Source organism: Pseudomonas sp. DrBHI1 (genome assembly GCF_002205115.1).
Classification (GTDB): domain Bacteria; phylum Pseudomonadota; class Gammaproteobacteria; order Pseudomonadales; family Pseudomonadaceae; genus Aquipseudomonas; species Aquipseudomonas mosselii.
The window spans coordinates 1-11,520 of sequence record NZ_NIBE01000062.1 but is presented as its reverse complement, the minus strand read 5'-3'; the positions used below and the strand labels follow the sequence as shown (position 1 = coordinate 11,520).

Below are 11,520 nucleotides of genomic sequence, written 5' to 3'. Positions count from 1 at the left end.
AGCGAGAGGGTGACCGGAGTCTGGTGGTTGTCCTCGACCCGCACCTTGAGCTCGCCTTCGTTGAGGCGGGCGGTCAGGCGCTGGCCGTTGTGGGTCTGCGCGGCGCTGCGGATGGCCTGGCCGCGCTCGTCGAGAAGGATGCTGTAGCCGCGGGCGAGGGTGGCCAATGGGCTGACCACCTGCAGCGTCTGCAACTGCGCCTGGAAGCGCTGGCGGCGGTCCTTGATCACCTCGCGCATGGCCCGTGGCAGGCGTTCGGCCAGGCTGTCCAGGCGCTGCTTGAGCAGTTTCAGGTTGCGTCCCGGGTGTTGCGCGGCCAGGCGCATGTCGAGGCGGCCGAGGCGTTCGTGGCGTTGGCGCATGTTCAGCGCGAAGGCGCGGCGCAGGCGCATGTCCAGGTCGTCCAGGCGTTGGGCCTGCTGGCGCAGGCGCTCGCCCGGGTGGCGCAGGCGTCGGGCCAGGCCCTCGACGCGCAGGCGGTCATGGGCCAGACGGCTCTGCATGCGCAGCAACAGGCGCCGCTGCAGGCTGTCCAGGCGCTGCTGCAGGCCGCTGCTGTCGGGGGCGAGCAGCTCGGCGGCGGCTGATGGCGTGGGGGCGCGTACGTCGGCGACGAAGTCGCTGATCGACACGTCGGTCTCATGGCCCACGGCGCTGACGATCGGCGTCACGCAGGCGGCCACGGCACGGGCCACGGCCTCTTCGTTGAAGCACCAGAGGTCTTCCAGCGAGCCGCCGCCACGGGCCAGGATCAGCGCGTCGAAGCCCTGCCGGTCGGCCATCTGCAGGGCGCGGACGATCTGCGCGATGGCCTCGCGGCCTTGCACGGCGGTAGGGATCAGGTTGAGCTCGACCTGCGGCGCACGGCGGCGGAACACGCTGATGATGTCGCGGATCACCGCGCCGGTGGGCGAGGTGACGATGCCGATGCGCCGCGGATGGGCCGGCAGCGGCTGCTTGCGTTCGGTGCTGAACAGCCCCTCGGCGCCGAGCTTTTCCTTCAGCGCCTCGAAGGCCAGGCGCAGGGCGCCGTCACCGGCCGGTTCGACGGTGTCGAGGATCAGCTGGTAGTCGCCGCGGCCCTCGAACAGCGAAACCTTGCCGCGCACCTTGACCGCCAGGCCATCGCGCAGGGCCTGGCGCACGCGAGCGGCGTTCTGCCGGAACAGCGCGCAGCGGATCTGCGCGCCGCTGTCCTTGAGGGTGAAGTACATGTGGCCGGAGGCCGGGCGGGCGAGGTTGGAAATCTCGCCTTCCACCCAGACACTGCGGAACACGTCCTCGAGCAGCACGCGGGCACGGCCGTTGAGCTGGCTGACGGTGAGGACCTCGCGGTCCAGGCCGAGTCGTTCGAAAGGGTCTCTGATCATGCCGGGCATCATAAAGGAGCCGTCGCGCGGATGCACTGTGCCGGCTGCTGGCACGCCCCACCTTGGGAGCATTTCCGGCTGCCGGCCCCGATATCCGGCGATGCACGCTGGGCGCCTGATTCCATGAGGAGATTCGCCATGTATCCCATAGACGCTCACACCTACCGGTCCAAGGCGTTCAACCGACGGGTGCGATTCCTGGTGCTGCATTACACAGCCGTCAATTTCAACGGCTCGATCAATGCGCTGGTCAACGGTACCCAGGTCAGCGCCCATTACCTGGTGCCCGACCCATCCGATCCGAGCTTCACCAGTGCAGGTTTCGACGCGATGCGCACCTTCAACCTCGTCGACGAGAACGAGCGCGCCTGGCACGCGGGTGTCAGCGGCTGGGCCGGACGCAGCAACCTGAACGATACGTCGATCGGCATCGAGATCGTCAGCCAGGCGTCGGTGAGCAACGGCCATTTCGTGTTCTCGCCCTATCACCCCCAACAGGTGGAGGCCTTGATCCAGCTGGGCCAGGCGATCCTGCAGCGCTATCCGGACATCACGCCGACCCAGGTGGTCGGCCACAGCGACATCGCCATTGGCCGCAAGAGTGACCCGGGTGCCGCTTTTCCCTGGCAGGCGCTGCACCAGGCCGGTATCGGTGCCTGGTATGAAGAGGCGCGCAAGGCGTACTACCAGCAGCGCTTCGCGGGCTGCCTGCCGCAGGTCAAGGTCGTCCTCGCCAAGCTGCGTACCTACGGCTACAGCTTCCCGACCAGCCCCGATCCGGCCCAGGTGCGTGCAGTACTCAGGGCGTTCCAGCTGCATTTCCGGCCTGGCAACTTTGACGGTGTGCTGGATGCCGAAACCGCGGCGATCGTCTTTGCGCTGGTGGAGCGCTACATGCCCTGATCGCCCTGTGGCAAGCGCAGGCTGTCCAGTAGCTTTCTCGACAGCGTTCCCGCGTCGCGTCGGCAGGCCAGGGCCACGGTGCTCTGGCAGGCCTCGGCCAGCGGCACGAAGGTGACCGAGGGCGGGGCGATTTCGCGCATGCTCAGGGGCAGCAACGCCACCCCGAACCCGGCCTGGATCAACTGCAGTTGCGTGGTCTTGCGCGACACCACCTGCGCCGCCTGGGGAAAGAAACCCTCGTTCATGCACAACGACGCCGACAGGTAGCTCAAGCCGCCGCGCTGACGATGGGGTATGGAAATGAAGCGTTCCTCGCGCAGTTGACCCAGTCGGACACTGCCAGTCGTGGCCAGTGGATGGCTCGCCGCCACCGCCAGCAGCAGGGGCTCGTCGAATAGCGCATGCAGCTCCACGCCCTCGTGCTGGCGCAGCACCGGCAGGCGCAGCAGACCGATTTCCAGGCGGCCCTCGGCGATGTCCTCCAGTTGCGCCTCCGACGATTGCTGGGCGATCTCCAAGGAGACGCCGGGGTTGTCCGCGAGGTAGGTGCCGAGGCGCTGCAGCAGTTGTCCAGTCAACGGCACGGTACTGGAGTGGTTCAGCCGCAGACTGCCACGCAGGCCCTGGCCCACCTCGCGGGCCAGACGTTCGGCTTTGTCCAGGTCGGCCAGCAGATGTCGGGCGCGGTCAAGGAAAGCCAATCCTGCGGCGGTCAGCCGTGGCTGGCGCGCGGTGCGTTCGAACAACGCGGACCCCAGGTGCAGCTCCAGTTCCTTGATCTGTCGGCTGAGAGCCGACTGGGCGATGTACAGCCGCTCGGCGGCGGCACTGAAGCTGCCGGCCTCGGCGATTTCGACGAAGTAGCGCAGTTGGCGGATCGAGGTCATGTCATGCCTTTTTCAGATATCTCGTGGCGTAAAGGCATATTAGTCGGCATGGCTTGTCGCTGGCTAACCTTCTGGGGTCTCCCGAGGAATTGCTGCGATGCTCGCTCAACTGTCGTTTTCCATGCTCGACTGGCTACCCATCCTGCTAGGTGTGGGGGTGGCTTATATCGTCTTCGGCATCGCCGGTTTCGGCACCGCGCTGGTCGCTGGCCCCGTGCTGATCCATTTCATGCCATTGTCGCGGATCGTTCCGTTGCTGGTGCTGCTGGACTTCGTCGCCGCCTTCGGCAACCTGCTACCGTCGCGGCGCGACGTGGTGCGCGGCGAACTGCTCAGGCTGCTGCCGTTCATGGCCGTGGGCTGCACGCTGGGCGTGGTGTTCCTGCTGCGCCTGAAGTCCGATGTGCTGCTGTTGCTGATGGGGCTGTTCGTCACCGCCTATGCGGTCTATGGCCTGGCGGTGAAGGTACGGCCGGCGAATCTGTCGGGCGCCTGGGCGGTGCCCATGGGGACGGTAGGCGGGTTGTTCGGCGCCCTGTTCGGCAGTGGTGGTTTTCTGTACGCGATCTACCTCAGTGCGCGGCTGGAGGCCAAGGAGCAGGTGCGGGCGACCCAGGTCGCGCTGATCAGTTGCAGCACGGTGGTGCGCCTGTCGCTGTTCCTGATCGCCGGGGTGTATGCCGACGCCAGCCTGTTGCTGCTGGCCGCCTGCCTGCTGCCGGTGATGTTCATCGGTACCTGGCTGGGCCGACGGTTGACGCTGAGGCTGTCCCGCGAGGCCTTCGTGCGGCTGGTCACCTGGCTGGTGCTGGCCAGCGGCCTGGCGTTGATCGGTCGCTACCTGAGCGCCTGAGCAGGCGGTAGAATTGCGTCCTTACCGCAGTTCCCAGGCCCGCCTCAAGCATGAACACCCAGAGCATCATCGTCCCCAAGCTGTCCACCGTGCCGGTCCACGAAGCCCGGGCCCGCGCGATCCTGCGCTGGCTGGTGCGTGAGAAAATCGTCGAGGAGCAGTTGAGCACCTGTGGCCGCACCGGCAATCGCATGGGCCATGCCCTGGCCGAAGGGGCGCGCAAGGTGGCCCTGCACCCCGAGAAACTGCCGTTCGGTGAGCAGGTCAATGGCCTGGAGGTGATGCTCAAGCGCTGCATCTACACCCCCACCGACGGTTTTCTCGAGGAGGCCGGCTGCCCGGAATGCCGGCGCGAGGTGGGCGAGCCGCTGTTCGAGAGCCTGGAGGAGTGGATGCCGGGGGTGAGTGACAACTTCACCTGCCCGCTGTGCGGCTTCGAGGACGACATCAATGGCTTCCTTTACCTGCAGCCGTGTGCCTTTTCCAACCTGGGGTTCATCTTCAATAACTGGGGCGAGGCCGGGTTCACCCAGGCCTTCCTCGACAGCTTCGCCGACTGGCTGGACCAGCCGGTGGCGGTGGTGCAGGTAAAACTGCCGCAAGGCTGACCGAAGGCCCTTATTTTGCATTGAGCGGCGCGCCATGGATGGGTATAATGGCGCGCTTCCATTTTTCCCTCCCGGGAGCCCCCGCGATGCTGCGTATCAGCCAAGAAGCCCTGACTTTCGACGATATCCTCCTTGTACCTGGCTACTCCGAGGTACTGCCCAATGAAGTCAGTCTCAAGACCCGTTTGACTCGTGGCATCGAGCTGAACATTCCCCTGGTCTCCGCCGCCATGGACACCGTGACCGAAGCGCGCCTGGCCATCGCCATGGCCCAGGAAGGCGGCATCGGCATCATCCACAAGAACATGACCATCGAGCAGCAGGCCGGCGAAGTACGCAAGGTCAAGAAGTTCGAGGCTGGCGTGGTCAAGGACCCGATCACCATCGACGCCGACGCCACCGTGCGCGACCTGTTCGACCTGACCCGCCTGAACAACATCTCCGGTGTTCCGGTGCTGGCGAACGGCGACCTGGTCGGCATCGTCACCTCCCGTGACGTGCGTTTCGAAACCCGCCTGGACGCCAAGGTCCGCGACGTGATGACCCCCAAAGAGCGTCTGGTCACCGTCCGCGAAGGCGCCGACAAGAACGAAGTCCGCGAGCTGCTGCACAAGCACCGCCTGGAAAAAGTCCTGATCGTCGACGACAAGTTCAACCTCAAGGGCATGATGACCGTCAAGGACATCGAGAAGGCCAAGGCCTACCCGCTGGCCAGCAAGGACGACCAGGGTCGTCTGCGCGTCGGCGCCGCGGTCGGCACCGGCAAGGACACCGGTGAGCGCGTAGCCGCCCTGGTGGCCGCCGGCGTTGACGTGGTGGTGGTGGACACCGCCCACGGTCACTCCAAGGGCGTGATCGACCGCGTTCGCTGGGTCAAGGAGAACTACCCGCAAGTGCAGGTGATCGGCGGCAACATCGCCACCGGCGCTGCCGCCAAGGCCCTGGCTGAAGCTGGCGCCGACGCGGTCAAGGTCGGTATCGGCCCGGGCTCGATCTGCACCACCCGTATCGTCGCCGGTGTCGGCGTGCCGCAGATCAGCGCCATCGCCAACGTCGCCGCCGCACTGGAAGGCACGGGCGTGCCGCTGATCGCCGACGGCGGCATCCGCTTCTCGGGTGACCTGTCCAAGGCCATCGTTGCCGGCGCCTCGTGCGTGATGATGGGCTCGATGTTCGCCGGTACCGAAGAAGCCCCGGGTGAAGTCGAACTGTTCCAGGGCCGTTCCTACAAGGCCTACCGCGGCATGGGCTCGCTGGGTGCCATGGCACAGGCGCAAGGCTCCTCCGACCGTTACTTCCAGGATTCCTCGGCCGGTGCCGAGAAGCTGGTACCGGAAGGCATCGAAGGCCGCGTGCCGTACAAGGGCGCCCTGGCCGCGATCATCCACCAGCTGATGGGCGGCCTGCGTTCGTCCATGGGCTACACCGGCAGCGCGACCATCGAAGAGATGCGTACCAAGCCGGAGTTCGTGCGCATCACCGGTGCCGGCATGGCCGAGTCCCACGTGCATGACGTGCAGATCACCAAAGAAGCCCCTAACTACCGCGTAGGCTGAGGCTTCAAGCAATAGCAAGCGGGGCTGTCATGACAGCCCCGTGTCGTTTCCGATTTCCACTGACGAGATTGAGTCATGGCCCTCGACATTCACGCTCACCGCATCCTGATCCTCGATTTCGGTTCCCAGTACACCCAACTGATCGCCCGCCGCGTGCGCGAGATCGGCGTGTACTGCGAGCTGCACCCGTTCGACATGGACGATGAAGCGATCCGCGAATTCAACCCGCGCGGCATCATCCTGGCCGGTGGCCCCGAGTCGGTCCACGAAGCCAACAGCCCACGCGCCCCGCAAGCGGTGTTCGACCTGAAGGTCCCGGTGCTGGGCATCTGCTACGGCATGCAGACCATGGCCGAGCAGATGGGCGGCAAGGTCGAAGGTTCCGACCTGCGCGAGTTCGGCTATGCCCGCGTCGACGTGGTCGGCAAGAGCCGCCTGCTCGACGGCATCGAAGACCATGTCGATGACGATGGCGTGCTGGGCCTGGACGTGTGGATGAGCCACGGCGACAAGGTCACCCAGATGCCGGGCAACTTCCATGTGCTGGCCAGTACCCCGAGCTGCCCGATCGCCGGCATGTACGACGACGCCCTGGGCTACTACGGCGTGCAGTTCCACCCGGAAGTGACCCACACCAAGCAAGGCGGTCGCATCCTGTCGCGCTTCGTCAAGGACATCTGCGGCTGCGAAGCCCTGTGGACCGCCTCGAACATCGTCGAGGACGCCATTGCCCAGGTACGCGCACAGGTCGGTTCGGCCAACGTCCTGCTCGGCCTGTCCGGCGGCGTCGACTCCTCCGTGGTTGCCGCGCTGCTGCACCGCGCCATCGGCGACCAGCTGACCTGCGTATTCGTCGACAACGGCCTGCTGCGCCTGCACGAAGGCGACCAGGTGATGGCCATGTTCAAGGAGAACATGGGCGTCAAGGTCATCCGCGCCGATGCCGAGAAGCAGTTCCTCGACAACCTGGCCGGCGAAGCCGACCCTGAGAAGAAGCGCAAGATCATTGGTCGCACCTTCATCGACGTGTTCGATGCCGAGGCCAGCAAGCTGGAGAACATCCAGTTCCTCGCCCAGGGCACCATCTACCCCGACGTGATCGAGTCGGCCGGCGCCAAGAGCGGCAAGGCCCATGTGATCAAGTCGCACCACAACGTCGGTGGCCTGCCGGAGGAAATGAACCTCAAGCTGGTCGAGCCGCTGCGCGAGCTGTTCAAGGACGAAGTACGCAAGATCGGCCTGGAGCTGGGCCTGCCGTACGACATGGTCTACCGCCACCCGTTCCCGGGCCCGGGCCTGGGCGTGCGCATCTTGGGTGAAGTGAAGAAGGAGTACGCCGACATCCTGCGTCGCGCCGACCATATCTTCATCGAAGAACTGCGCAAGGCCGACTGGTACCACAAGACCAGCCAGGCGTTCGTGGTGTTCCAGCCGGTCAAGTCGGTCGGCGTCGTCGGCGACGGCCGTCGCTACGCCTGGGTCGTGGCCCTGCGTGCCGTCGAGACCGTGGACTTCATGACCGCGCGCTGGGCGCACCTGCCGTATGAGCTGCTGGAAACCGTGAGCGGTCGTATCATCAACGAAATCGACGGCATCTCCCGCGTCACCTATGACGTGTCGAGCAAGCCGCCGGCGACCATCGAGTGGGAATGATCCCGCGTCCGGCACTGCCCGGCACGATCTAGCAAAAAATGCCCTGAAGCCCGCGTAATTGCGGGCTTTTGGCTTTTGGGGTCTGGCAAGTACAGGCAGCGTTTTGCATCGCCAAGCATGGTTTTTTTATGGCATGGTACGGGGTACCAACTGCATCCGATGCCATGCATGACGCTTGATACCATGTCCCTTGTTTCAGGATGAGCATGGTATCGGGATAGCCAAGAGGCCCGGTTTTACTGGGGTTAAGCCCCATTCTTCCGCGCTTTTCAGAGCATGGTATTTTTTCATGGAATAAATGGAAGCCATGCTTACTGATACCAAGCTTCGAAACCTCAAGCCGCAAGACAAGCTCTACAAGGTGATTGACCGTGATGGCTTGTACGTGGCGGTTACACCGGCCGGCTCAATCTCCTTCCGCTACAACTACTCCATCAATGGCCGGCAGGAGACCATCACCTTCGGTCGTTATGGCTTGGGCGGGATCACCCTGGCAGAGGCACGTGAGCGGCTAGGAGAGGCGAAGAAGATGATCGCCGCAGGTAAGTCGCCTGCTAAGGAGAAGGCGCGTGCGAAGGCTCGCACGAAGGGCGCAGAGACCTTTGATGATTGGGCTGAAAAATGGCTGCGTGGCTATCAGATGGCGGACTCGACACGAGATATGCGCCGGTCAGTCTATGAGCGCGAATTGAAGCCGAAGTTTGGCAATCAGAAGCTGGCTGAAATCACTCATGAGGACCTGCGAGCGTTAACAGACGCGATAGTAGAGCGGGGGGCACCCGCAACTGCGGTTCACTCACGTGAGATCGTCTTGCAGGTGTTCCGATGGGCCATTGAGCGTGGCCAGAAAGTTGAAAATCCAGCGGACCTAGTACGCTCTGCTAGCATCGCCAAATTTGAGCCACGCGATCGGGCGCTGACGCCTGATGAAATCGCGCTGATGTACCAGTACATGGACCGGATCGGGACAGCGACGTCGGTTCGTGCCGCAGCCAAACTCCTACTGCTGACGATGGTGCGTAAGAGCGAGCTGACCAACGCGACATGGAGCGAGATCAACTTCAGTGAAGCGCTGTGGACAATCCCCAAAGAACGGATGAAGCGCCGAAATCCCCATCTGGTGTTTCTGTCCCGGCAAGCTTTGGATTTCTTCATCGCGTTGAAAACCTTGGCCGGAGGTTCTGAGTACGTTCTGCCGTCACGCTATGACTCCGATTTGCCAATGAGTGCAGCCACGATCAACCAGGTACTGACGCTGACCTATCGTCTTGCTCAAAAGGAAGGTGTGCCTCTAGGTAAGTTCGGTCCCCACGACCTACGCCGCACGGCTAGCACGCTGTTGCATGAGGCGGGCTACAACTCCGATTGGATCGAGAAGTGTCTCGCGCACGAGCAAAAAGGTGTGAGAGCCGTCTACAACAAGGCTGAATATCGCGATCAGCGCCGTGCGATGTTGCAGGATTGGGCGGACATGATTGACGAGTGGACACTTAGGAAACCTCGCGTAGCGGATTGATTCTGAGCTTCACTGGCCAAACAGAGCACACGACTTGCGGTGTGTTTGTGGCGAAACGCCCACTTCGGTGGGTTTTTTTTCGTCCCGAAATAGGCGTTTTAGGGACACTTTTTTTCCTTCGAATTTCCATAAAAAAACTGCGGACAAACAAGACATTGCATGATTGTTTCTGTCCCGAAACTAGACGTTTGAAGGACGATTAAGTCATTGATTTATATGGAAAGATTTCGGGAAAGTGCTGGAAAAGACCGGAAATGTGGGGCAATAATCGAGCCTCGATTGATGACGGAGCGAGGTATTCGGTGTGGAGAAAGAATCGAGAAAAGAGAGCAAAGTCCTGATCAGCAAGAAACAGTTGCTGGCAATGATTCCGCTATGCGAGCGCACGATCTACAACTTTGAAAAACAGGGAAAATTCCCTCGCCGGATAGCGCTCAGCAGCCGCAAGGTCGTGTGGGATCTGTGCGAGGTCGAAGAATGGATTGATGCATGCAAGGGCAGTGGCCCGGCTCCCCGGCCAGGAATGGGAGGCTGAATTGTGGCGATTGACTTACGGGACGCTTTTGAGAATGAGCCTCCCACTCTAGACTTCATTTGGCCGGGATTCCTCGCTGGTACAGTAGGAGCCTTGGTAGCTCCCGGAGCTACAGGCAAAAGCTTTTGGGCGTTGGAAGCTGCAATGGCCATCGCATGCAGCGTTGCGGGCGGGGATCTTGTAGGGCTTGCCCCTGCATGTGCTGGCCGCGTCGTCTACTTCGCAGGAGAAGACCCAGAAGTCGCACTGGTGCGCCGGATTCATGCCATCGGTCGGCACCTGAATCAGCAGGCACGTGAATCCATCGCGAAGAACCTCACCCTTGAGCCAATAATGGGTAAGCGGCTGAACGTAATGGATGATCGGCATCTCGCCCGTATCACCGAGTTTTGCATCGGTGCCCGGTTGATCGTACTGGACACACTCAGCCGGATTCACGACCGTGACGAGAACAGCAACGGTGACATGTCACGGCTTGTCGCCACGCTTGAGCACGTCGCGGCCAACACGGGAGCATCGGTGTTGTACCTTCATCATGTCAGCAAAGGCAGCGCCCGCGAGGCTCAAACCGATCAGCAGCAGGCAGCGCGGGGTGCATCAGCTCTAATCGATAACGCCCGTTGGTGCGGCTTCGTGGCCAAGATGACCGAGGACGAGGCAAAGCGACTGAGTGATCGCACCTATGAGCGACAGCCTATTGGCAACGACAGGCGCAATTTTTTTGTCCGTTTTGGTGTTAGTAAGCAGAACTACGACGCCACCCCGCTCGACCAGTGGTACCAGCGCCGGGAAGGCGGCGTTCTTGTGCCGGTTGAATTGGCGGAAGTGAGGAGCGGAAGCCCGCTGCAAGTCGTAAACGGAAGTGACGATGAGCGGTGGTAACGCCGTGGTCCCCACCAGTACTATCGCACAGGCCAGAGTGATGCTTTATCAGCCTAGCCAGCGCCCGCGGCTGCGCGAAGGGGATTGGGCAGAGACATCATTTGGGCGCTGCCGCGTGGCGGGCCGACTGGGGCAGAGGCACGCGGACATATTGGAAGCGGTCCTGTACTGCGCAGAACGTCGGCGGCCTGTCTCAGATGGTGGCGTAGAACTTCTAGTAGATCCCGCGCGGGTGAGAAAGACACTTTCCGATAGCCGCTACAGCTTCTCACAGCTCGAAAAGCTGCTGGCCGAACTGCGAGCCGCAACGATCACAATTGAAACGCCACAATTTGACTTTCCCATCATCGGCGGATTGATTGACCACGTTATTCCTTCACCAATGACACGTCCCGATCCTCTGACAGGAGGAGAGCGGAACCTGTGGCGGGTACGGCTCGGAATTGCGCTGATGATGCTCCTTGAGCATGATCTGAGCCTGTACTACGATCCGGCCCCCATAGCTCGCCTCCAGCACGGCATCAGCCAAGCGGTAGCTCGGCACGTTTTGAGCCACAAAGTTGTGCCAGCAGGTGGTTGGTATCTAGACACCGTTATCGTGGCGGTTGCCGGACAAGCCTCAAGTCAAGACATGCGCAATGCGCGAAAAAGGCTCAAGGAGGATGCTGAAGATCTACGGCGAATTGGGCTTGTGCTCAATGGTGATCGCATTACAAAAGCGGTGCTTGCAACACCTGAAGCGTGTCACACCCGCCCG

At 62.4% G+C, this 11,520-nt stretch carries 10 protein-coding genes and 1 pseudogene; 9 read left to right on the top strand and 2 right to left on the bottom strand.

Annotation, left to right across the window (positions count from 1 at the left end):
• Positions 1–1,370 (bottom strand): exodeoxyribonuclease VII large subunit (gene xseA / locus CC207_RS14445; RefSeq protein WP_088852329.1); only part of this gene is annotated, 1,370 nt, incomplete at its 3' end.
• A 138-nt stretch (positions 1,371–1,508) separates the two neighbouring features.
• Here xseA and CC207_RS14440 point away from each other — a divergent pair.
• Complete coding sequence (locus CC207_RS14440; protein ID WP_088852313.1) at positions 1,509–2,273, top strand: N-acetylmuramoyl-L-alanine amidase; 765 nt, start codon at positions 1,509–1,511, stop codon at positions 2,271–2,273.
• On the opposite strand, the gene CC207_RS14435 is transcribed toward CC207_RS14440, so the two are convergent.
• On the bottom strand, positions 2,261–3,160 hold the full coding sequence (locus CC207_RS14435) for a LysR family transcriptional regulator (protein WP_088852312.1): 900 nt from the start codon (positions 3,158–3,160) through the stop codon (positions 2,261–2,263). The two genes, CC207_RS14440 and CC207_RS14435, sit on opposite strands and share 13 nt — an antisense overlap.
• A gap of 97 nt (positions 3,161–3,257) precedes the next feature.
• Here CC207_RS14435 and CC207_RS14430 point away from each other — a divergent pair, with 97 nt between their 5' ends.
• The 8 genes and pseudogenes from CC207_RS14430 to CC207_RS14395 all read left to right on the top strand — a co-directional run.
• Positions 3,258–4,013 (top strand): sulfite exporter TauE/SafE family protein, encoded by a 756-nt coding sequence (locus CC207_RS14430; protein ID WP_028691635.1) that lies wholly within the window; start codon positions 3,258–3,260, stop codon positions 4,011–4,013.
• Between the two features lie 50 nt (positions 4,014–4,063).
• The gene (locus CC207_RS14425; protein ID WP_023628476.1) at positions 4,064–4,621 is read left to right on the top strand and encodes a hypothetical protein; all 558 of its coding nucleotides are present in this window, start codon (positions 4,064–4,066) and stop codon (positions 4,619–4,621) included.
• Positions 4,622–4,707: 86 nt separating this feature from the next.
• Entirely contained in the window at positions 4,708–6,177 is a 1,470-nt protein-coding gene (guaB, locus tag CC207_RS14420) for an IMP dehydrogenase (protein ID WP_028691634.1), read from the top strand.
• Positions 6,178–6,252: 75 nt separating this feature from the next.
• Complete coding sequence (guaA, locus tag CC207_RS14415) at positions 6,253–7,830, top strand: glutamine-hydrolyzing GMP synthase (RefSeq protein WP_088852311.1); 1,578 nt, start codon at positions 6,253–6,255, stop codon at positions 7,828–7,830.
• Positions 7,831–8,137: 307 nt separating this feature from the next.
• Positions 8,138–9,346, top strand: coding sequence for a site-specific integrase (locus CC207_RS14410; protein ID WP_088852328.1), 1,209 nt, complete (start codon positions 8,138–8,140; stop codon positions 9,344–9,346).
• Positions 9,347–9,650: 304 nt separating this feature from the next.
• Entirely contained in the window at positions 9,651–9,881 is a 231-nt protein-coding gene (locus tag CC207_RS14405; RefSeq protein ID WP_088852310.1) for an AlpA family transcriptional regulator, read from the top strand.
• A gap of 3 nt (positions 9,882–9,884) precedes the next feature.
• The gene (locus CC207_RS14400; protein WP_088852309.1) at positions 9,885–10,763 is read left to right on the top strand and encodes a helicase RepA family protein; all 879 of its coding nucleotides are present in this window, start codon (positions 9,885–9,887) and stop codon (positions 10,761–10,763) included.
• Between the two features lie 232 nt (positions 10,764–10,995).
• Positions 10,996–11,520: pseudogene (locus CC207_RS14395) on the top strand (ABC transporter ATPase); the annotation flags it as partial.